Raw genomic sequence first — 22751 nt, 5'->3', positions numbered from 1 at the left:
CTGCCTCGGTTATTTGATTGGCGCAAGGGCCTCGGACAGCCCCTTGAGCGTTGCGGTCACGGTAATGGTCTGGCCATCGACGGTCGGGTAGGAAATCGCCGGCGTCGCCTTCCGCGCTATCTCCTGGCGCATCAGGGGGCCCACCGGCAGCATGCCGACGCAGACCATTTCGTTGCAGCCATTCAAATGCACGTCGATCGATGCGGCGCGCCCGTCGAACTTCAGCGACACCAGCCCATCGCTCCTGGCGTTCGGCGCCGTGCGCAGGATCATGTAGGGCTTGCCGTCCTGGGTCGCGGCGAGCGACCAGCTGAACGCCATCTTGCCGGCCCCGTCCTCGATCACCTGCGAGACATTGCAGACCTTCTTGCGGGCCTTGAGGTTCTCGTCGCAGATCAGCGTCCAGTTCTCGAAAGGACGAATGGTGCGCTGGTATTGTCCGAGCTTCACGTCGGGAGGCACCACCACGTCGGAGGGCTTGATCCTGTAGGGCGATGCCACCTGCCCGGCAGCCGGCGCCAGCCCGCCGGCAAGCGCCAGGCAGGTCATGGCCGCCACGGCAAATCCGGGAAAGCCAATCGGTTTCCCCGGATTCGCGTCTAGCCTGTCATGGCCGGTTCGCCTGTTCATTCCAGTCCTGCCGTCCGCCTCAGTTCAAGGTGAAGCTCAGGCCGGCGCCGACACCGACATTTCCACCCGCCGCCGTACCGGACACGTTGCCGCGGATGCGGCCGTCCTCGCTGGTGTAGCCCGCGCCAAAGGCAAAGGCGCTCGAATCCCGCCAGAAGCCACCGCCCGCCGCCACGCTGAGCTTGCCGGGACGGTCGTCATAGCGCAGCGAGGCTGCCGCCAGTCCGATTGCCGCCGCCTGCCGTGCTTCGTCCCTGATGCCGCTGATGTCGGAATTGAGCTGGCTGAATTTCTGGTCGGTATAATTGTTGGCCTGCTGCAACGTCGTCACCGCCACCTGGTCGGTATAGGTCTTGCTTTGGGCCAGGTTCAGGTTCAGCTGGTTGACGTTGACCGCGTCGGTGCCGGTAACGCCGGGACCGACATTGGAGATGACGACAGGCGCATTCGGGTCGCCGCCCTGCAGCGTTATGGTGTTGGTCTTGGTCGTCGATCCGTCCGGATTGTTCACGGTGTCGTATTGCACGGTGTTCTGGACCGTGCCGCCGATGCCGCCGATCGTCTTGGTCAGGTCCTCGATCGCCGTGTTGGTGGCGTAGAGCTGCGACCCGTTGATCGCGTCGGTGCTGTCGGAGGAAACGCGTCCGGCGGCGACATTGGTGATCGTCCGCTCGGATCCGGCGTCGCCGACGCTGACGGTCCCGACCGGGGTCGTGCCGGCGAAGGCGTAGGTCTTGCCGTTGATGGTGGTGCTGGAAGTGCCGACGGCGGTCTGCGACACCGAACCCGAACCGAGCGCCACATCGCTGGCGTTGTTGGCCTTCGCACCCTGACCGAGCGCGACGGCGCCTTGCCCTGTGGCTGTCGAGCCATTGCCGGCGGCGAGGCTGTTTGTGCCGCTGGCCACGCTCGCCGGTCCGATCGCAACGCTGTCGGTACCACTGGCGGTGGAGTCGGCCAGCGTCGAATTGGCGTGGAAATACTTGATGCCGCCGCCATTGCTGATGTTGGTCAGCGCGTTGTCGACGGCGGTGAAGCCATCATAGACGGTCGAATAATTGTTGCCCTGGATGGTGTAGGTCGGACCGGTGATCGAGCCGTCGGGATTGACCGTGGTGCCGCCGCCGAACAGGTTGGAAACATTTTGCGAAACGCCGCGCAGCTGCGAGACATTGACGCCGTCTGTATCGGCCGAACCCGCCGCGACATTGGTTAGCTTGCGTTCGGCGCCCGCGGCGCCGACCGACACTTCACCGACGGAGGTCTGCGGGGCGGTCAGGCCAAAGCCGGTGTAGCCGGCCTGCGCGCCAACCGATGTGATCGACGAGGCACCAAGGGCGACGCTGTTGGCGAAAGTGCTTTGGGCGCCGGCGCCGAGCGCCACCGACTGGACGCCCGATGCGGTCGAGTCGGTGCCGAGCGCGATGCCGTCGGCCAGCATGACATGGGCGTTCTGGCCGATGGCCGTGCCGCCAGGCGCCGTCTGGTCGACGATCGCGCCATTGCCGATGCCGACGCCATTGTCGCCGTTGACGACCGTGGTCGGGCCGACCGCGACCGATTCCGCACCGACCGCCAGCGAGTCACCGGCCGTCGAATTGGCATGGAAATATTTCGTCGAGGTGGCGGAGACCGCGGCGATCGCGCCGGCCAGCTGGCGCACCGTCACGGCGTCCTGGTCCTCCGTGCCGTCGGCGACATTGGTGATCTGCCGGTAGGCGGTGGCGGTACCGACCGAAACAGCGCCGAGCAGCGTCTTGTCTGACGTGTTGTACTGGATGAAGTTCGATGGGCCGGCGGCGATCTGGCCGGAAGCGGGAGCGATCGCGCGATCGGACACCGAGCCGGAACCGAGCGCCACGCTGCCGTCGATGCTGGCCTGGGTATCGCGTCCGAGGGCCAATCCGCTGACGCCGGTCGCGGTCGCCTGGTAGCCGACGGCCGTCGAGCCGACGCCCTGCGCGAAGGAGTCCGTTTGCGCCAGTCCGGCCTCGTTGGTGCGGGCATAGCGGATGCCCACGCCATTGGCGTCGGTATAAGCGGTCGAGGTGTCGCCGGCGATGTTGTTGACGATGTTGCCGAGATTGGTCACGCCGCTGCCGATGCCAGCGATGTCAGTGGTGTTCTGTGTCACCTGCTGGTTCGTGGCGAAGAGTTGCGAACCATTGACGGCGTCGGTGGAACCGCCGTTCAACTGCCCGGCCGCGACATTCTGGATCTGGCGCTCGGCGCCGGCCGAGCCCACGGAGAAGGCGCCGGCCGGCGTGCCGCCGGCGAAGGTGTAGTTGACGCCGCCGATCGTCGTGCCGCCTACGGCGGTAGTGGCCTCCGATGCCGAATTGAGGCCGATCGCGACGTCCCCGGCATTGGTGGCCACGGCATTCGGGCCGACGGCGACGGAATCCGTTCCAAGCGCCTGGGAATCCGGCAAGGTCGAGTTGGCATGGAAATACTTGATGCCGCCGCCGGTGTTGATGTTGTTCAAGGTCGTGCCGATGGCGTCGACGGCCTGGTTGGTGGCAAAGAGCTGCGAGCCGTTGACCGCGTCGGTCGAGAGCGCGCTGATCCGCCCCGCTGCGAGATTGGTGAGGGTGCGCTCGGCACCGACCGCGCCGATGCTGACCGTCGAGGTCGGATTGGTGCCCTGGAACGCGTAGGTGGTGCCGTTGACCACGGTGCTCGGCGTGGCGACCGCTGCGGCGGTCACCGAGCCCGAGCCCAGCGCCACGTCGCCGGAACTGGCCGACGCCGTCGCACCGTTGCCGAGAGCGACATTGCCAGCAAGGCCGGCGGCGCCCGCCGTCGAGCCGTTGCCCAGCGCCACGGAGCCTTGCCCGATCGCCTTGTTGTTGTTGCCGATGGCGACGGCACCGTTGGCCATATTGGCCGCAGTGGCGGTCGCAGTGCCGTCGCTGTTGGCGATGTTGTTGGCGCCGCCGGTAAAGGCGCCGGTGCCGCTGGCATAGCTGGGATCGCCTATGGCGACCGCGCCGTCGCCATAGGCGGTGTTGCCAGCGCCGATGGCCACGGCCTTACCGCCGTCGGCAGTCGCGCCCGTGCCGATGGCGACGGAGTCGGCGGAGAGCGCAGCGGACTGTAGACCGACCGCGATGGCGCTGGCTGCCGTCGCCTGGCTGTCGCGCCCCATTGCAAGGGCGTCGGCGTCAGATGCCGTCGCGTCCGTGCCGATGCCGATGGCGTTGTCTCCACTGGCGCTCGTTGCAAAAGTGCTTGAGCCGACATAGACGGCGCCTATTCCGGACGCCCTCGTCCCAGCGCCGAGAGAGATGGAGTTCAGGGCGCTGCTTTGGGCGCCACGGCCGAGCGCGGTACTGTTGAGTCCGGTGGCGCGGGATTCACGTCCGACAGCAGTGGAATTGTCGGCGCTGGCTACGGTCCCGATGCCCAGAGCGGTGCTGGCGCTTCCGCCGGCGTTGGCGCTGACGCCGGCGGCGAGAGAATTGTCTCCTGCCGCAGTTGCTCCGGACCCGAACGAAGAGGCGTTTGCGCCGCTGGCAACGGCGACGTTGCCAACCGCTGTGCTGGCGGTACCACTTGCAACTGAGGTGGTGCCCAGGGCTATGGCGTCCTGCGCGCTCGCATTGGCTTGCTTGCCGATCGCCGTGCCGTCCACGCCGCTCGCAGTGGCGCCCAAGCCCAGCGCGCTCGCGTTCGCGGCGGTCGCGGCGGCGTTATTGCCAAGCGCCGTGGTCGAGACGGCCGTGGCCTGGGCTCCCGAACCCGCCGCGACGGAGCCCACCCCGCTCGACACGGCCTGATTGCCCAGCGCCAGCGCGAAATTGCCCGAAGCATTGGCGACGTTGCCGAGCGCTTGCGAGTTCAGCCCCCCGGCGCTGGCCTGGTTGCCAATCGAAACGGCATTCGTCCCGACGGCTTTGGCCAGGTAACCCATGGCCGTGGTTCCAACACCCGAGGCGGCTGCTCCGTTTCCGATCGCTGTGGACTGGTTCGCCGAGGCTGTGGCGGAGGTTCCGAATGCGCTGGCCCCTGTCCCGGTCGCGGAAGAGCTCGAGCCTACGGCGGCCGACCATGCCCCCGTTGAGGCTGCGGCTGTGCCGAGCGCGACGGCCTCGAACGTGAAGCCGGCAGGAGCGGTGCCGCTTGCATTGGCGTTCGTGCCAATGGCAACGGGAGAACCGCCGCCCGTTCCGGCATTTGCCTTGGCACCGACACCCATGGCTATGGCAGCGCCGTTCGATGATGAGGCGTTGGATGACAATCCAATTGCCACCGAGGCACCACCCGAGGAGCTGGCGGTTGAGCCGATAGCGACGGCGTTCGCCCCGTTTGCAGTGCTGTTGACACCAAAGGCTGATGCTCCGTCCACGAGTGCGCGGGCGTTCCCGCCCACGGCAAGAGCATTGACGCCAGTGGCGTTCGCGAAGACACCTATGCCTATGGCGTTGAGCCCAGTGGCATTCATCGTGTAGCCGATGGCGATCGAAGCATCGCCTGTTGCGGTGATACCGGTGCCTAACGCCACGCCGTTATTGCCACTCACATGGGCCCCGGCCCCGATGGCGGTTGAAGCCGAGCCGGGGGCGGTGCTGCCGCATCCGATCGCAGTGCTTTGCCCCCCTGCGGAGGGAGTCGTGCAGTTCGCGACGTTGGTCAGAACCCCGTTACCTATCACGACCTGGGCGAACGCCGTTTGCGGGGCCATCACTCCTGTGATCGCAACCAGCGCTCCAAGCGCCCCACTGGCTCCAAGTGTCCCAAGCCCCAGCCGGTCCCGCTTCATCCCGAGCACGCAATGAGCCATGCGCAGCACGGCCATCAAGCGGCGCCGGGCCGAGCGGGAACTGACACCGGCATCCGCGATCCATTGCCCGGCAAAATGCGCCGCGCGACGCCGCACGACAAGCGACCGGTTCGAAATCTGATTGTCGGTCATGGTGCCCTCTCCGCTGGCCGGCATGGAATCGTCTGACAATTCCAGTCGACGACAGGAAGACATGATTCCTGCCTGCGGTATTTCACGAAATTGCTGTCTCGTGAGAAAAGATCGCAGGATATCGCTGGGGGTTAACGGCTCGTTACCTTAGTCACTGCTTCAAAACAAAGTAATCAAACAATGCAACGGGCGAAGTCTCACCTAAGCTTGGCGTTTAGCTTGCCCATCCGCGCCTGCAGCGGCGTCACCTGCCTGTATTTCTTCATGACGGTGGTAAAATGGCTTTGGCTTGAAAATCCGCAGATATGAGCGATGTCGGCGATCGTCATGCGGTTGTCTGCAAGCAGCCTTTCGGCGAGGTCCAGCCGCAGGTCGAGAATATATTGATGCGGCGGTACTCCGAATGTCCTGGCGAACGCCCGCACGAAATGAGAGGGCGAAAGCGCGCAGACCGCGGCCATCTCTGCAAGCGTCAGCTTGCGAGTGAAATTCTGGTGCAGGAAGTCCTGCACCTTGCGCGCGCCGCGCGGAGAAAGCCCGCCCTTCGCGTTGAGCGCCGGCTGTCGTACGGAGTTGGTTCCGGAAACCGGCCTGGAGAAATCATCATCGCCCGGCATTTTGGGGTCCCCTGATACGTCCCAGATGAAGTCCAACCCCAGGCCTCCCTCCCCGTTCCCCCGAAAAACAATTCGCGATTGACCGATGCGGGCCTGCATCGCCAGCCACTTTCATTTGATCAATCGGTCCGGACGACGCGGACTGCATGACATTCCCGATGACACCGACAAAGCTTGGGGCATAGGTCGTGACGGACGTATTTTGCAAAACACCGAAAGCTTTGTAGAAAATTCCGGTCCTGGATCGCCGGCCGGCAGGTGTTGCCACTTTGCCATGGTCTGGCTTCAACGCTTGAGAGAAGCATTGCCGGCTCCGGTTGGCGTTCTGCCCCTGTATTTCTTCATTGTCGCGGCCAGATGGCTCTGATCCGAAAAACCGGCGAGGTAGGCAACTTCGGCGATCGAAAGCCTGCCGTCCGCGAGCAGTCTTTCCGCGAAGTCCAGCCGCAAATTGATCAGGTACCGATGCGGCGGCATTCCAAACGTCCTGGTGAATCCGGCGATGAAATGATTGGGGGAAACGCCCGCCACCGACGCGAGTTCGGCGACGAGAATTTTTCGCATGAAACTCTCATTGAGATATTCCCGCACGCGCCGGGCGCCGTCGGTGGAGAGCCCGCCCTTGGGCGATGCCGGCTGCCTGTTTCGGCCGGTATAGGTGCGCAGCAGATGAATGCCGAACAGCGTGACCAGCGAGTCCAGATAGAGCCCATTGGGAGATGGCTCGCCTGTCAGTTCGGCGGTGATCTTCTGGGCGATCGTGAGAGCCCAGACGTCGACCGTGCCGAACGCCGGCGGCCTGAGTTCCGGATCGCCGATGTCGAACTCATGAGCCGCCAGGGCCGACAGCGCTTCGGGAGAGATGGAGACCACGGCATTTTCCCTGGTCGCGGACCAGGCGAGATTGCTGTCCACGCCCGCGGGATTGATGACGAGACACCCGACCGGCGCATCGTATTCCTGGAGCTTGTCGCTGCCGAGCGAAGCCCTCAACTTGCGTATGGGCGCAAGCACGATCCCTACGGAGTGTTCCTTGGCCAGGAATGTCTGCGAGCCGGGCCCGCGGACGGAATAGATCACGCTTCCTTGCGCGGTGGCCCTTCTGGGGCCAGCACTTTCGGGAATGATGTCCAAGACGTATCGGGCTGCTCGATCGACACTCCGGGAAACGCCGCTTTCCCGAGCCTCGTCCGCATTTTTCATTCGTGCCGCCTCAGCCGTCTCGCCGCTGCTTCAAATCCCCTTAGCCAACCCGAAGACAGACGTAGCGCACACACCTTGGCTTGGGAAGAACTCCCACGCGCAAAGAAAAATTTTTATTCGAGAAAAGAAAAGAAAATGATCGGCAAACGGAGCTGCCGAGCGTTTCATTTTATCTTCGTGGTGAGGTCTTCGCCATCCGCGAGTGTCGCAATCGGGCCTGACATGGCCGGTGGCCCGATTCTGTATTGTCGTCAAGCACCGATGAGGCGCTTGGCGCGGCTTTGGCTAATCTAAAGCTTGGTCTGGCCGCGGAGCCGGCGATCGGCGCCCGCCGCTACAGCTCACCGCGACGTTGCTCGTACAGATCCCAGGCGAGTTCCACGACGGCCAGGAGCACATCGTCCTCGTTCCAGCCGGCCGTCACCGCGGCCTGGACGATTTCATTGACGAGAGGCAGCAACTGATCCTGGCATTCGGCCGAGATATCGCCATCACCCGCGGGTGGCCCCTTGAAGTTGAAAATCATCATTCGGCGCCCCCCTCGCCTTCAATCGAAGTGTTACATCGGTAATTTCATTCCTTCTGATATACAATAGATGTGGTACCAAAGAACAGGAAGCCTGGGAGGACCAAAGCAGCTCAGCGCGATGCCGGACCACATCGGCCCTATGCTTTCCCTTGGATCAAGGTGGGCTTTGCCAGGTGGAATTTTATCGAAGCTTGATCGAGCCGACTGCTCACCCTTCGAACGACCGCGTGCCGCCAACAGGGAGAGCAATGCCGCGCCGCGGCTCGTGACGGTTGGCCACGGTCGGCGCCGTAGCCCATGCTTATCGGTCAGCCGCCAAAGCGCGGTTCGGCGATACCCTTGATTCCAAGCTCGGTGATGGCAAACAGGCTGCCGCGCAGCACGCCGTCGCCGGGGAAGCGCGGCAGCGGCGGCTTGGCCATCGAGGTGACGTAGAGCGTGTCGAGCTTCGGCCCGCCGAACATGACGCTGGTGATCTTTTTCACCGGCATGTCGATGATGCGGTCGACTGAGCCATCAGGCGCATAGCGCACCAGCCTTCCGTCATAAACCAGCGCATTCCACAGATAGCCCTCCGCATCGACGGTGGAGCCATCGGCGGCCCCACCCTTGCTGGTGTCGACGCGCACGAAGGTACGGCGATTGGTGGCCGCGCCGGTGGCGATATCATAGTCGTAGGCCCAGATCTCGCCGGTCCAGGTGTCGGCGAAATAGAAGGTGCGGTCGTCGGGGCTCCAGCACGGACCGTTGGAGCAGATGATGCCGGAATCGATCCTGGTGACGGAGAAATCCGGATCGAGCCGGTAGAGCCCGCCGGAGGGGCCTTCCTCCATCGTATCCATCGAGCCGGCGAAGAAGCGGCCGCGCCGGTCGACCTTGCCGTCATTGAGACGGTTCATCGGCCTGTCCGGTTCCGGGTCATGGATCAGCGTGACGTCGCCGGTGGCGAAATCGAGCAAATGGAAGCCGCGCTGCAGCGAGACGACCGCCCCGCTGCCATCCTTGCGCAGCGCGATCGAGCCGATCTTCATCGGCACGTCCCATGAGCGGATTTCGCGCCCGTCGGCGGTCGCCCGAAACACGCGACCGTCGAAGCTGTCGATCCAGTAGAGGCGCTCCTGTTCGACGTCCCACAAAGGCCCCTCGCCCAGCGTCGTCTTCACGTCCACCACGACTTCGATCTTCATGCCATCCTCCCATATATTGGTGTGCAGCGGCGGTTGGTCGGCCGCCTCAGAAAGCAACCTTGTCGCCGCCCTTCAAGGACAGGATTTCGCGCGCCTCGTCGGGCGTCGCCACTTCCATGCCAAGCCCTTCGATGATCTTGCGCGCCAGCACGACCTGTTCGGCATTCGACTTGGCAAGCTTGCCCTTGCCGGCCCACAGGCTGTCCTCCAATCCGACGCGGATGTTGCCGCCGAGCGCCGCCGATTGCGCGGCGATGCGCAACTGGCTGGCGCCGGCGCCAAGCACCGACCAGCGGAACTGGTCGCCGAACAAGCGGTCGGCGGTGCGCTTCATATGCGCGACATCCTCCGGATGCGTGCCGATGCCGCCGAGCAGGCCGAACACCGACTGGACGAAGAAGGGCGGCTTAACCAGCCCGCGATCGGCGAAATGGCCGAGATTGTAGAGATGGGCGATGTCGTAGCATTCGAATTCGAAGCGTGTGCCGTTGTCGTAGCAGGTCGCCAGGATGTACTCGATGTCCTTGAACGAATTGCGGAAGACGAGATCGCGCGTCGCTTCCAGATGCGGCTTTTCCCAGTCGAATTTGAAGGTCTCGTATTTGTCGGCGAGATGGTAGAGCCCGAAATTGATCGAGCCCATGTTGAGCGAGGCGACCTCGGGCTTGAACTGGGCTGCCGGCTTCACGCGCTCCTCGACCTTCATGTAGGGGCTGCCGCCGGTGGTGATGTTGATGGCGGCATTGGTGCCTTGCTTGACGCGCGGCAGGAAGCGGGCGAAGGCCTCCGGCGTCTGGTCGGGCTTGCCGGTTTCCGGATCGCGCGCGTGCAAATGCAGGATCGCAGCGCCGGCCTCTGCCGCGGCGATCGCTTCCGAGGCAATCTGATCCGGCGTTATCGGCAGATAGGGCGACATTGTCGGCGTATGGATCGCTCCCGTCACCGCGCATGTGATGATGACCTTGCCCCTGGCCGCCGTTGCGCCGGGCTTGCGGCTGGTTTCTTTCATTGTCCGAACTCCTGATCCGATTTCTTCTTGTGCGCCGCCAGCGCCATCAGCCGGCGGTCGCGCCACACCTGCCGCTCGCCTAGATTTTCCCTGGGCAAGCGCTTGTTGCGCTCGGCCTCGACGGTCGCCATCCCCTCGCCCGCCCAATCGACCCGGCGCAGCATCTGCGGAAAGATGTTTGAGTAGATGCCCTGGTAGCGATCGACATAGTCGCGCACGCCACCGGGCGCGTTGAGATCGATGGTCTCGAACGGCCCCATGAAGGACCAGCGCAGCGCCAGGCCGTCGCGGATGCCGATGTCGACATCCTCGACGCTGGCATAGCCGTCGGCGACCAGCCGGAACGCTTCCTCCAGCAACGCGCCTTGCAGGCGGTTCATGATGAAGCCGTCGAGTTCGCGCTTCATCACCAGCGGCGCATGGCCGGCCTCGATGAGGAAGGCGCGCGTTGTCTCGAGCGTCTCGGCCGATGTCCATGGCGCCGGCACCACTTCGGCAGCCGGAATGAGATAGGGCGGATTGATCGGATGCACGACAAGACAGCGGTGCCGTCCCTTGAGATGGTCGGTGAATTTCGATGGCAACAGCGCCGAGGTGGAACTGGCGATCACCGCTTGCGGATCGGCGGCCGAGTCGATCAGCGAAAACACCTCACGCTTCACCTCGAGATTTTCCGGCGTGTTCTCCTGGACATGGACCGCCCCGGCCAACGCCTGCCCGAGTTCGGCGACAACAGCGATGCGATCGAGCACGGCAGCGGCGGACTGCCCTCGCAGCAGGTCGTTGGCGGCGAGATCGCCGAGCACGCCGGCGATGTAGTCGCGCGCGCCGTCGGTCGCCGATGAAGACTGGTCCCACATCGCCACATCATGGCCGGCGCGCGCGAAACTGATCGCCCAGGCCCGCCCGATGAAGCCGCTGCCGATTATCGCAACTCTTGCCATGAACCCGCCTCCTCAAAGTGTCTCGACATTGCCATCGACGCCGAGCGACTGGCCGGAGATGTTTATCCCCGCGTCCGAAAGCAGGAAGGCGACCATCGAGGCGACATCATAAGGGCTGGTCATGCGGCGCAACGAGATGTTCTGCAGGTAGCGCCCGGTCATCTCCTCATGGCTGATGCCGACCTGCTTGGCGCGCGCCGAGATGACGCCTTCGATGCGGGGGCCCTCGATGATGCCGGGCAGGATGGCGTTGACCCTGATGCCGTGCGGCCCGAGCTCCTTGGCTAGACTCTGCGTGAAGCCGATGACGCCGAACTTGGCGGCCGAGTACGGCGTGCGGAAAGCGTAACCATGGCGGCCGGCGGCCGACGACATCGAGACGATCGAGCCGCCTCCGGCCGCCTTGATCATCGGCACGGCGCGCCTCGCGCACAGGAACTGGCCGGTCAGGCAGATATCGAGGCAGCGCCGCCAGTCGTCTGGCTCGATCTCGTCGACGCCGCCGGTCGGTCCGGCAATGCCGGCGTTGTTGATCAGCGCATCGAGCCCACCGAGCTTCTCGGCGACCGTCTCGAACAGCCGGTCGACGTCGTCCTCGCGCGAGACATCAGCCTTGACCGCCGCGACGAGGTCGATCTTGCCCGGAGCAGCGGCCAGCGCCTCGTCGGAAACGTCGCAGACGACGATGCGCGCGCCAAGCCGCGACAGCGTGCCGGCGATGGCGAAGCCGATGCCGCCGGCGCCCGCCGTCACCAGCACGCGCTGTCCTTTGAGGCCGGCCAGGAATTCGTCCGCCGTTTCAGGTGCCTTGGTGCTCATCGTCCTGTCCTTTCAATGAGGCTGCCGTTCGCGCAGCGCCATGACGGCGCCCAGAACGACCAGCCCGTAGAGAATTGCCCGCGTCGCATAGGGCAGCGTGGTGCCGGCCAGCAGCATTTGCAGCGCCGTCAGCAAAAGCACGCCGCCAAGCATGCCGAGATAGTGGCCGCGCCCGCCGGTGATCAGCGCGCCGCCGACCACGACGACGGCGATCGACGGCAAGAGGTAGTCGTCGCCCATGCCAAGGCTCGCCTGACCGGAAAAGCCGGTCAGCATGACGCCGACAAGGGCCGCGCAGACCGCCGACAGCATATAGACCAGGATCAGCGTGCGCTCGACGCCGATGCCGGACAGGCGTGCCGCGCGTAAGCCGTTGCCGATGCCGTAGACCCGGCGCCCGAACGGCGTGCGTCCAAGCAAGAGCACCGCCAAGGCGACGAAGACGACCATCAGCAGGACGACCGGCGTCACGAAACCGAGCCTGGCCGTCATGAACCAGCGCAGCATCGGAGACGAGAAGCCGGCCGGCGTTCCCTGCGAATAGAGCAGCGCGAAGCCTTGCAGGATACCGTTTGTGGCGAGCGTCATGACGATCGGCGAAATGCCGAGATAGACGATGCCGGAGCCATTGGCGAAACCGATGGCGCAGGCCATCACCAGCACGACCGGCAAGGCATAGACAAGGGCGGCGTCCGAGCCGTTGACCATGCCGGCCAGGATGATGCCGGAAATGCCGATCGTCCACGGCACGGAAAGATCGAGGCCGCCGGTCAGTATGACGGTTCCCTGCCCCAGCGCCAGCACGGCGAGGAAGGACGACAGCACCAGCAGGGAATTCCAGTAGCCCGGGTTGAGGATGGCACGGCCGAGCCAGATCTGGGTGACGATGACGATGACAAGCAGGCAGACATAGGCGGGCAGCGCATAGCGCAGGACCTCGGCGTTGCGGCGATAGAGGGCGGGAGGCGGCAGGGCCGCGTCCCGCTTGCCATGCAAGGGTCCGCTGACCCTGAGCCGCCGGTCCACGCGCTCGAGCTGCGAGGGCAATATGCCGGCGCGCCAGGCGGCAAGCCGGGCGCGCGCCGCGCGAAGCTGCACGGCAAGCACCGACGTGTGGGAAAGGGAACCGGCCAAGGCAGCCAGCACCAGAATGGTGCCTTCGGCGATGGTCGCATAATAGGCCGATACGTTGAGCACCAAAAGGATGTTCACCACCATCATCAGTATGAAGGCGCCGAAGACGCTGCCCACCGGGCCGCCCTGCCCGCCGCCAAGGCGCGTGCCGCCGACGACGACCGCGGCGAACATCGACAAAAGCAGCGGATTGCCGACCAGCGGATCGCCGCTGCCGGTCTGAGCGCTGATGAACACACCGGCAAGGCCGTAGCAGCCGCCGGCGATCACATAGACGGCAAAGCGCACCAGCACGATATTGATGCCGACCGCGGCCGCGGAATCGGCGTCGCTGCCGACGGCATAGAGCGCGGTGCCGAAACGGGTTCCCTTCAGCCAGAACCAGGCAAGCAGGACGACGCCGATCACCACCAGCGGCATTGGCAGCCAGCCGGCGATCGCGTCGCCCAGATAGAAGCTGCCGAGATCGGGCGATACGAAGCCGCCGGGCTTGTCCATCACCAGCAGCGTCACGCCTTGCAGGATGAACATGGTGGACAGCGTCACCACGATGGGCTGCATGCGCAGCACGGCGATGAAGAAGCCATTGAAGGCGCCCACCGCCATGCCGACACCGATGCCGACCGCCGTCCACAGGACGATGCTGGCGCCCGGCGCCATCGGATCCATGCTCGATGCCAGCACGGCATTGACCAGCGATATCACCGCGCCGGCGGACAGGTCGAAGCCGCCCGACAGGATCACGATGGTCTGGCCGATGGCCGCGAGCGCCGAGGTCGCGCCGCCGCTCGACAGGAACGACACGTCGAAATAGGTCAGCGGCCCGGCGCTGATCCAGTCGACGACGAAAAGCAGGATCGCCAGCACGGACGCGGCGATCAGCGCGCCGCGATTGCGCGCCAGCGCGCGGCGCAGGCCGAAGCCGACTGATGCGGGGGATGAGACGCTGATCATGCGGCGACATCCCCGGCATGCCCGAGCGCCGGCCGCATGATGGCGGGCTCGGTTATGGCGTCACCCTCCAGTTCCGCGGCGATGTGCCCGTCATAGAGGACCAGCACCCGGTCGCATTGATGGACCAGCTCGGGAATCTCGGTCGAGTGCAACAGGATCGAGCCGCCGGCGGCGACGTAATTTCGCATCATCACATAAAGCTCATGCTTGGTGCCGACATCGATGCCGCGCGTCGGATCGAACAGAAGCAGGATGCGGCTTTGCGCCACCAGCCATTTGGCGATGGCGATCTTTTGCTGGTTGCCGCCCGAGAACGCCCCGGCCCGCGTCCACAGCGCGCGGCGGTCGACTTCGACGGCGGCGAATGCCTCTTCCACGGAGCCCGTCTCGGCCTTGGTGTCGACGAGGCCAAACCGCGTGAAGCGCGACACGACGGGCAGCGTGGCGTTCTGGCTGCCCGACAGTTTCAGGAACAGGCCCTCGGACTTGCGGTCTTCCGGCACCAGGCCGATCGCCATGTTGGGCCGAAGCGCGTCGGCCGGGGAGCCGAGCCAGACTTTGCGGCCATCGACGAGAATGTCGCCGCGGGTGATTTCGGCCATGCCGAAACAGGCGAGGAACAGATCTTGCTGACCCATCCCCTGCAATCCGGCAATGCCGAGGATCTCGCCTCGGCGCAGATCGAAATTCGCGCCGTCGAGCTTGCGCCCGACCTTGAGGTCACGCACGCCCAGAACCGGAGGCCCAAACGCCTGGGCGCCGTCGGGCTTGGGCGGAAAAGTCTGCTCGATGCTGCGGCCGATGATCTTTTCGATCACGTCTGCATCCGAGACCTCGGCGACCGGCGCGGTGACGATGTGGCGGCCGTTTCTCAGAATCGTCAGCGTGTCGCAAAAGGCCCTGACTTCGCGCATGCGATGGGTGATGAAGACGATGGTGGTGCCTGCCGCCTTCAGCCTGGCGATGATGTCGCCCAGCCAGTCGACGTCGCGGCCGGCGAGCGTCGAGGTCGGCTCGTCGAGCAGCAGGATGCGCGGCTTGCGATAGACGGCGCGCGCGATCTCGATCTTCTGGCGCACGGCAAGCTCGAGTTCGCCAACCTCGGCATCGAGATCGACGGAAAAGCCGAGTTCGTCGATATGACGGCGCACTGCATTGCGTGCCGCTTTGCGACGTATCAGGCCGGAGACGCCGATGGGAGCGTATGGCAACAGCATGTTGTCGAGGACCGAGAGATCGCGCACCAGGGTCATCTCCTGGAACGCCGTCTGCACGCCCAGCGCATGTGCCGCGCGCGGTGCGCCGTAGCTGATCTCCTTGCCGAAGACGCGGACATGGCCTTCGCTCGGCCGCACAAGGCCCGACAACAGTTTCACCAGCGTCGACTTGCCGGCTCCGTTCTCACCCAGCAATGCGTGGACGCTGCCGGGCGCGATGGCGAACGATACGCCGTCCAGCGCGACCGTCGGCCCAAAGGCCTTGCCGATGCCGTCGATCTCGATCGCGGGAAGTTCGAACTGTTCTGTCATGTCCTCGATCGCCGGGCTTTTGGGCGCCATCCACCGGCGCGGATCGACGATGCACGGGAGATAATCCGCGCATCGTCACCATTGGCCTTGGGAGGCTCAGTTCTCCGGCTGACCGACAAGGGCGGCGTTGAGGCCGACCTCGGGTGTCTGGTCGGAGAAGATCGAAGCAAACCAGCCGGGATTTGAGACCAGCGACGGCTTGAAGGCGTTGCAGCCTGCCTTCATTTCCGCCCATGTGCCTTCGTCGCACAGCTTGATCGTCTCATTGGTGACGACCGGCAGCGGCAGAATCGTCGTCTTAGGCACGTCCTTGCCTTCGATCGCCTCGACGGCGAGCTTCAGGGCCAGCGCACCCGAATAGGGCGGCGAGGCATAGGAAATGCGTTGCGCGCCTGCCGGTGCGTAGGGTGGAGCAGCACCTTCCACCTCGGTGCCCTCCGGCAGCATCTGGATGCGGCCGCCATTGGAGCCTTCACCGGCGCATGGCAGGAGTTCGCTGGCCTTCTTGCCGGCTTCCAACTGCATGGAGTTGGCGGTGAAGCAGCCAACCTGCATCCACAGCCCGTTTATGTCGTTCCAGTTGCGGGTGGCCAGGATCTTCGAAAGCTCGGTGCGGGCGACCGCCTGGCTCCACATTCCGACAGCCTCGCCGACGATCTTGATGTCGGGATATTTGGCGAAGACTTCCTTGGCGGCCTTTGTCCGCTGATCGTCGACGGACGTGCCTGGAACACCGGTGATGGCGATGATGTTACCCTTGCCATTGAGCTTCTTGACCAGCCATTCGGCGGTCACCCGGCCCGCCTCCAGCTGATCGATATGGACATTGTAGGCGCAGGGTTCGGTGATCTCGGCGTCGTAGGCAAAGACCTTCACACCCTTGTCGCAGGCATTTTTCACGACCTGGTTGAGCGCGGTCGGCGAGATCGGATAGACGACGATCGCCTCGGCGCCGCTCTGCACCATGGCGTTGATCTGCTGGATCTGGCGCTGGGCGTTCGGCCCGGCGACCTGGACCTGCAGGTCGACCTTGTCGGCCAGGCTCTTGTGCGCGGCCATGGCCTTGACCATGTTCGCCGCCTCGGCCTGCCAGTCATTGCCGATATAGCTCATGCTGAGAAATATCTTGTGCTTTTCGGCGGCCTCGGCGGCCGACACGCCAAGGGCGCAAACGGCCATGCCGGCCAGCAGCGCGAGCCGCCGGATCTTCAATCCGATTCTCATGTGAATTCCTCCCGATACGAACGACCGAATGCCTCCTAGGGGCACGAGACGCGGCCCCTGTCATCCGATATTGGTGACCGTATCATGATTTGATCAAAGATCAATGATGAAATATCCTATAGAATGGCGCGACGCTTGACGCCGCGACCGGAACCTTGCATTTCGGGAGCATGCGCAGCCTTTTGCGCGGGAAGGTTGATCGGGAGATGGCCGGAGCGGCGTTCAGGAAGCCTGGTGTCGAGATAACGCCGCTGTCTAGGGAGACCCTGCAGGACAGGGTCTATCGCCATGTCACCGAATTGATCCTCGACGGCAGCATCGTGCCTGGCGAGATGGTGACGGTGCAAAGCCTCGCCGACGCCTTCGGCGTCAGCCCGATGCCGGTGAGGGAGGCATTGCGGCGGCTGACCGCGGCCAACGCCTTGATGGTCGTTTCAGGCCGTTCCATCGGAATTCCGGCGCTCAGCCGCGCCCGCCTCGTCGACCTCAGGAATGTCCGCTTCGAGATCGAGGCGATCGCCGCCGCGTGGGCGGCCGAACACATGGACGAGCAGGGGATCACGCGGCTCGCCCGGCATCTGGAAGTCCTCGAACAGGCCAATGCGGCGGGAGATGTCAAATCCTACCTGCGCGCCAACTACGCCTTTCATTTCTCCATCTACCGGGCCGCAGGCTCCGAGAACATCCTCAACATCATCGAGAACCTGTGGCTGCAGATCAGCCCCTATTTCAACATGCTGCACGATTCCGGAAACTATTCGACCGCCAACGAGCACCATAAGGAGATGTTCGCGGCGCTGCGTGATCGCGATGGCGAGGCGGTCAAGACCGCCGTCCGCGCCGATATCGACGCCGCTTTCAACGTGCTGACTGGCCTGCTCAAATAGCCGTGCGTCCAATCGGTGAAGGCGGACATGGCCAGCTGCATTGCCTTCCGCGGGCGCTCGCTGGATAGTCCTGGCAATGTTCGAGACCCTGGCGATTCACTGGCCCCAAATACTGGCAATCATCTCCGTGGTGATGGCGACCATCGGCATTGCCCATGCCGTCATGACCAAGGAGGACGTTCGCGCCGCCACCGGCTGGGTCGGTGTCATGGTGCTGTCGCCGATCCTCGGCGTGCTGATCTATGCCGTCGCCGGCATCAACCGCATCCGCCGCGCCACGATCAGCGCGCAGCGCCCGCTTGCCGATGGCCTGGTGTCGGCCAAGCATGAGCGCGATGTCGCGGCCGAGGAGGCGTTGATCATCGAGCGCTATGGACAGCGCTTCACCGGCCTCAGGACGCTGGGCGACAGGGTGGCGCGGCGCGCGCTCAACCCGGGAAACGCGATCGATGTGCTGGAAAGCGGCGACGAGGCCTATCCCGCCATGCGCGCGGCGATCGACGGGGCCGAGCGCAGCGTCCTGCTCGAGACCTATATTTTCGACAATGACGCGGTTGGCCTGCTCTTCGTCGAAGCGCTGGCCGGCGCCGTCCGGCGCGGCGTCACCGTCCGCGTGCTGATCGATGCCGTCGGGGCCCGCTACTCCGTACCCAGCATCCTGGGGCATTTGCGCAGCGCCAACATCACGGCCGATGTCTTCAACGGCAACATCGTCATGGGCTTGCGCTTGCCCTATGCCAACCTGCGGACCCACCGCAAGATCCTGGTGGTCGACGGCACGGTTGCGTTTACCGGCGGCATGAACATCCGCAAGGGTTTTTCGGCGGAGTTCGCCGGCTCCAACAGCGCCAGGGACACGCATTTCAAGGTCACCGGACCGGTTGTGGCCGATCTCTTCTCGGTCGCGGCGGAAGACTGGCGCTTCGCCACCAAGGAGGCGCTGAAGGGCGATGCCTGGCGGATCGCACCGGTTTCGCCGCCCGCCGGCCAGCCGATGCTGGTACGCGCGGTCGCTTCCGGACCGGATGCCAGCAATGAAACCAACCACAAACTGCTGATCGGCGCCTTCTCGGTCGCGCGCAAGTCGATCCGCCTGATGTCGCCCTATTTCCTGCCTGACCGGGAACTGATCAGTGCCTTGGTCACCGCGGCAAGGCGCGGCGTCGAGATCGATGTCGTGGTGCCGGCGGTGAACAACCTCTTCCTTGTCGACCGCGCCATGACCGCGCAATTCGACCAGATTCTGAAGAATTATTGCCGCATATGGCGCACGGAAGGCCCTTTCGACCATTCCAAGCTGCTTTCGATCGACGGCGTGTGGGCCTATGTCGGATCATCCAACCTCGATGCCCGCTCGCTGCGGCTCAACTTCGAAATCGATCTGGAGGTGCTCGACGCAGGCTTTGCCACCGAGATCGAGAACCGGATCGGCTCTGCGATCGAAACGGCCGTCCCGGTCACGCTGGCCTCCTTGCGGGCACGCCCGTTCATCATCCGCCTCTTCGACCGCATCCTCTGGCTGGGATCGCCCTATCTCTGAGAAACGCCGTATTTAATAAAACGACGTGTTTGCCCGATAGCGTATCGCCGGCCATGGAACATCGGCCGAAAGACTCTATTTCTAGGTGCATGGTGAGAACAGCAAGGATGATGGGCGCGCTATGCGAATGAACGGTCGCAGCCTGCCGGCAAGCATGCTCCTGTCCATTCGCGACAGGCGGATGCGCAAGGCCAACGCCTTGTCGCCGAAGAAGGACGGCGTCACCGGGACGCTGGTCGCCTCCTACAACGTCCACAAATGCATCGGCGTCGACCGCAGATTCGATCCCGACCGCACCAGCCGCGTCATCCGCGAGATCGCCCCGGACGTCATCGCCCTGCAGGAGGCCGATAATCGTTTCGGCGACCGTGACGGGCTTCTCGACCTGCACCGTCTCGAACTGGAAACCGGCCTCGTACCGGTGCCCATTTCCGCGACGGGCAAAGGCCATGGCTGGCACGGCAATGTCCTGCTGTTCAAAAAGGGCGTCGTTCGCGACGTGCATCAGATCAGACTTCCAGGTCTCGAACCGCGCGGCGCCGTGGTGGCCGAGATCGATCTCGACGGAAATCAGTCCTTGCGCATCATCGCGGCGCATCTGGGATTGCTGCGCCGATCCCGCTCCCAGCAGGCCCAGGTCGTTCTGGATATCATGAACAGTCCCGACGAGAAGCCGACGCTCCTGCTCGGCGACCTGAACGAATGGCGGCTCGGAAACCGCTCGGCGCTGAACACGCTGCACGCGACCTTCGGCCCGCAGCCGCCGGCAGTCCCCACCTTCCCGTCCAACCTGCCGCTGTTGGCGCTCGACCGGATCATGGCCAACCGGCACGGCATGATCGCGACCGTCGAAGCGCATGACACACCGCTGTCGCGGGTGGCCTCCGATCACCTGCCGCTGACCGCCTTCGTCCGCTTTTAGTCCCTGGCCGATAACGCCTTGATGTCTCCGGTGTCGCAAAGCGTGTGGATGTGAGCGGAACACCCAGTTCTTCCGCGAGTTTATGTGTGTTGAACACGCAGGAGGATGGAATGAGAAAATTGATCTTGTCTTCGGTGCTGGCGTTTGCCGCGACAGCGGCGGCGATTGCGCCCACGCAGGCCGCCAGTCTGACGATCCAGTCCGACGACGAAAACCAATATTCCTCGGATGACGATTCCGGGATTGTTGTGCGCCGTCACCATGAGCGCCGCTACGACAACGAGTATGATGGCGACCAGAGCGTTCAGTACGACAACGACCGTGAATACCGGCGCCACCACCGCCATCACCGCTGCCACATCGAGACGGTTGTGCATTGGCGCCACCATCACAGGGTAGCCGAAGACGTTCGCGTCTGCGGCTGATCGGCGTCTCCTGCTAGGCAGATAGTTTTCGCCGTCAGCTTGGGCGCAGAAAGTTTTCGCCAACAGTTGGGCAAAGCCACCGTGGCCGGTGGCTTTGCTGCGTTGCACAATTTTGCGGCCTTGCTCATAATGCGGGCATGGTCCGAACTTCCCTCGCCGTCCTGGTGATCGACGAAAACCGCATCCGCGCCTCGGTTATCGAGGCTGGCTTGCGCGAGGCGGGCCATCAGCGGGTCACCGTCATCCATGACGTCAGCGGCATTGCTCGCCGCATCGCCGAGATCGAGCCCGACGTCATCGTCATCGACCTGGAAAACCCCAACCGCGACATGCTGGAGAACATGTTCCAGCTATCGCGTGCGGTAAAGCGGCCGATCGCCATGTTCGTCGACCGCTCCGACCAGGCCTCGATCGAGGCCGCGGTCGACGCCGGCGTTTCGGCCTATGTCGTCGACGGCCTTCGGCAGGAGCGTGTCAAGCCAATCCTCGACATGGCCATCAGCCGCTTCAACGCTTTTTCGCGCATGGCGCGCGAGTTGGAGGAAGTGCGCGGCGAACTCGAGAACCGCAAGGTGATCGACCGTGCCAAGGGCATTCTGATGAAATCGCGCGGCCTGAGCGAAGAGGCCGCCTACACGCTGCTGCGCAAGACGGCGATGAACCAGAATCGCAAGATCAGCGACATCGCCCAGAGCCTGGTGACTGCCGCTGGGCTATTGGGACCGGCGGAGGACGAATGAGCATGGGCGCCGAGCACCAGATCACCGCCGGCTTCATGCCGCTTTTCGATAGCGCCGTCCTGGTGGCGGCCGGCGAACTGGGCTTTGCCGCGCGCGAAGGCATCGATCTCACCCTGCACCGCGAGACCTCGTGGGCCAACATCCGCGACCGCATCGCCATCGGCCATTTCGACCTCGCGCACATGCTGGGACCGATGCCGCTCGCCTGCAATCTTGGCCTTACGCCCCTCGCCTCCGACACCATCGTGCCGTTTTCGCTGGGGCTCGGCGGCAACTGCGTCACCATCTCCAACGCCGTCTGGACCGGCATGGCGGCGCACGGTGCCGTACCCGATCTCGATCCGGCCCGTGCCGGCGCGGCACTTGGCGCCTTCATCCGCGAGCGGGCCGGCGCGGGCCGCGACCCACTGCGTTTTGCGGTCGTGCATCCGCATTCCGGGCACAATTACGAACTCCGCTACTGGCTTGCTGCCTGCGGCGTCGATCCATCGCGCGAGATCGAGATCGTCATCGTGCCGCCGCCCTTCATGGCCGACGCGCTCGCCGCCGGCCGGATCGACGGCTATTGCGTCGGCGAACCCTGGAACAGCGCCGCGGTGGCGGCCGGCACCGGCCATATCGTCACCGTCAAGGCGCTGCTCTGGCGCAACAGTCCGGAAAAGGTCATCGGTGCGCGCAAGGCCTGGGCCGAGCAAGCCCCCGAGGCTCTGGCGGCCCTCCTGCGCGCGCTGCATCACTCGGCGCGGTGGTGCCAGGATCCGGCGAATCGCGGCGAATTGGCCGCGGTGATGTCGCAGCGCGGCTTCCTTGGCCTGCCTGCGGCCGTGCAGATGCCGATCTTGACTGGCCATCTCCGGCTGGGCGGCGGGGCGGAACTGGACATCGACGACTTCTTCCTGCCGTTCGACAAGGCCGCCAACTTTCCCTGGAAAAGCCATGCGCTGTGGTTCTACACACAGATGGTGCGCTGGGGTCATGTCGCGCACACACCGGAGAATCTCGCCATCGCGCGCGACTGCTATCGGCCCGACCTTTACCGCTCGGCGCTGAAGCCGCTCGGCGTGGCGCTGCCCGGCGCCAATGCCAAGGTCGAGGGCGCGCTCAAGGTGGCGACTCCGGTGGGCTCGGCGGGCGCAAGCCTGATGCTCGGCCCGGACGGGTTCTTCGATGGTCAGATCTTCGATCCAGACGAGATCGACACCTATCTTCAGAGCCAGAAAACGACCCTCAAGGCCTGATCATTTCGGCGCCATTATTTTGCATTGCACAAAAATTATGCGACCCGCAAGCGAGCTGATCAATATTTGACCCCGCTCGCGGCGGATCCGGTAGCCGCGAAATGCTCCGATCCCGCTGAATTCATTTGAAGTTTTGCTCCAGAGATAAACTGGCACGATTCCTGCGTTGAAATAAACGAGCCCTTCTCGGGCAATGGAATAGGCGTCCAATGGCGGGCGCCGCAGGCAAAGCTGCCGCTCAGGTCGACCGCGATCCCGGATGTACGGACGCGCGAGGCCTGGCCGGCAGCTTTTTTGTTTTGGCC

At 64.3% G+C, this 22751-nt stretch carries 18 protein-coding genes; 6 read left to right on the top strand and 12 right to left on the bottom strand.

The window, feature by feature from the left end:
• Window positions 1-9: 9 nt before the first annotated feature.
• The 12 genes from FJ948_RS12205 to FJ948_RS12150 form a co-directional block, all read right to left on the bottom strand.
• Window positions 10-549, bottom strand: a complete 540-nt coding sequence (locus FJ948_RS12205; RefSeq protein ID WP_140705036.1) for an invasion associated locus B family protein — start codon at window positions 547-549, stop codon at window positions 10-12.
• A 100-nt stretch (window positions 550-649) separates the two neighbouring features.
• Window positions 650-5545 (bottom strand): YadA-like family protein, encoded by a 4896-nt coding sequence (locus FJ948_RS12200; RefSeq protein WP_140704626.1) that lies wholly within the window; start codon window positions 5543-5545, stop codon window positions 650-652.
• A gap of 197 nt (window positions 5546-5742) precedes the next feature.
• On the bottom strand, window positions 5743-6261 hold the full coding sequence (locus FJ948_RS12195) for an AraC family transcriptional regulator (RefSeq protein WP_140704624.1): 519 nt from the start codon (window positions 6259-6261) through the stop codon (window positions 5743-5745).
• A gap of 186 nt (window positions 6262-6447) precedes the next feature.
• The gene (locus tag FJ948_RS12190; RefSeq protein ID WP_140704622.1) at window positions 6448-7365 is read right to left on the bottom strand and encodes an AraC family transcriptional regulator; all 918 of its coding nucleotides are present in this window, start codon (window positions 7363-7365) and stop codon (window positions 6448-6450) included.
• A gap of 334 nt (window positions 7366-7699) precedes the next feature.
• Complete coding sequence (locus FJ948_RS12185; RefSeq protein ID WP_140704620.1) at window positions 7700-7894, bottom strand: hypothetical protein; 195 nt, start codon at window positions 7892-7894, stop codon at window positions 7700-7702.
• A gap of 308 nt (window positions 7895-8202) precedes the next feature.
• Window positions 8203-9081 carry an SMP-30/gluconolactonase/LRE family protein gene (locus FJ948_RS12180; RefSeq protein WP_140704618.1) on the bottom strand — a complete coding sequence of 293 codons (879 nt, stop codon included), beginning with the start codon at window positions 9079-9081 and terminating at the stop codon, window positions 8203-8205.
• A gap of 46 nt (window positions 9082-9127) precedes the next feature.
• Window positions 9128-10090 carry a 3-keto-5-aminohexanoate cleavage protein gene (locus FJ948_RS12175; RefSeq protein WP_140704616.1) on the bottom strand — a complete coding sequence of 321 codons (963 nt, stop codon included), beginning with the start codon at window positions 10088-10090 and terminating at the stop codon, window positions 9128-9130.
• On the bottom strand, window positions 10087-11034 hold the full coding sequence (locus tag FJ948_RS12170) for a 3-hydroxyacyl-CoA dehydrogenase (RefSeq protein ID WP_140704614.1): 948 nt from the start codon (window positions 11032-11034) through the stop codon (window positions 10087-10089). Before FJ948_RS12170 ends, FJ948_RS12175 begins: the two co-directional genes overlap by 4 nt.
• A gap of 12 nt (window positions 11035-11046) precedes the next feature.
• Window positions 11047-11853, bottom strand: a complete 807-nt coding sequence (locus FJ948_RS12165) for an SDR family oxidoreductase (protein ID WP_140704612.1) — start codon at window positions 11851-11853, stop codon at window positions 11047-11049.
• A gap of 12 nt (window positions 11854-11865) precedes the next feature.
• Window positions 11866-13941, bottom strand: coding sequence for an ABC transporter permease (locus tag FJ948_RS12160; RefSeq protein ID WP_140704610.1), 2076 nt, complete (start codon window positions 13939-13941; stop codon window positions 11866-11868).
• Window positions 13938-15470, bottom strand: a complete 1533-nt coding sequence (locus FJ948_RS12155; protein ID WP_140704609.1) for a sugar ABC transporter ATP-binding protein — start codon at window positions 15468-15470, stop codon at window positions 13938-13940. Before FJ948_RS12155 ends, FJ948_RS12160 begins: the two co-directional genes overlap by 4 nt.
• 96 nt (window positions 15471-15566) lie before the next feature.
• Window positions 15567-16694, bottom strand: coding sequence for a sugar ABC transporter substrate-binding protein (locus FJ948_RS12150; protein WP_140704607.1), 1128 nt, complete (start codon window positions 16692-16694; stop codon window positions 15567-15569).
• Window positions 16695-16900: 206 nt separating this feature from the next.
• On the opposite strand from FJ948_RS12150, the gene FJ948_RS12145 reads away from it, so the two are divergent.
• The 6 genes from FJ948_RS12145 (at window position 16901) to FJ948_RS12120 (ending at window position 22446) form a co-directional block, all read left to right on the top strand.
• Complete coding sequence (locus tag FJ948_RS12145) at window positions 16901-17581, top strand: GntR family transcriptional regulator (protein WP_140704605.1); 681 nt, start codon at window positions 16901-16903, stop codon at window positions 17579-17581.
• A 76-nt stretch (window positions 17582-17657) separates the two neighbouring features.
• Window positions 17658-19121, top strand: a complete 1464-nt coding sequence (locus FJ948_RS12140) for a phosphatidylserine/phosphatidylglycerophosphate/cardiolipin synthase family protein (RefSeq protein WP_140704603.1) — start codon at window positions 17658-17660, stop codon at window positions 19119-19121.
• Between the two features lie 121 nt (window positions 19122-19242).
• Complete coding sequence (locus FJ948_RS12135) at window positions 19243-20043, top strand: endonuclease/exonuclease/phosphatase family protein (RefSeq protein ID WP_140704601.1); 801 nt, start codon at window positions 19243-19245, stop codon at window positions 20041-20043.
• Between the two features lie 110 nt (window positions 20044-20153).
• A complete protein-coding gene (locus tag FJ948_RS12130; RefSeq protein WP_140704599.1) occupies window positions 20154-20468 on the top strand; it encodes a hypothetical protein in 315 nt (104 codons plus the stop codon).
• A 137-nt stretch (window positions 20469-20605) separates the two neighbouring features.
• Window positions 20606-21208 (top strand): ANTAR domain-containing response regulator, encoded by a 603-nt coding sequence (locus tag FJ948_RS12125; RefSeq protein ID WP_140704597.1) that lies wholly within the window; start codon window positions 20606-20608, stop codon window positions 21206-21208.
• Window positions 21209-21210: 2 nt separating this feature from the next.
• Window positions 21211-22446 (top strand): CmpA/NrtA family ABC transporter substrate-binding protein, encoded by a 1236-nt coding sequence (locus FJ948_RS12120; protein ID WP_181173657.1) that lies wholly within the window; start codon window positions 21211-21213, stop codon window positions 22444-22446.
• The last annotated feature ends 305 nt before the right edge of the window (window positions 22447-22751 follow it).

The sequence above is a fragment of the Mesorhizobium sp. B2-3-12 genome, from assembly GCF_006442205.1.
GTDB lineage: Bacteria > Pseudomonadota > Alphaproteobacteria > Rhizobiales > Rhizobiaceae > Mesorhizobium.
Note: the sequence above shows the minus strand (reverse complement) of the source record. Positions and strands in the feature narration are given on the sequence as shown.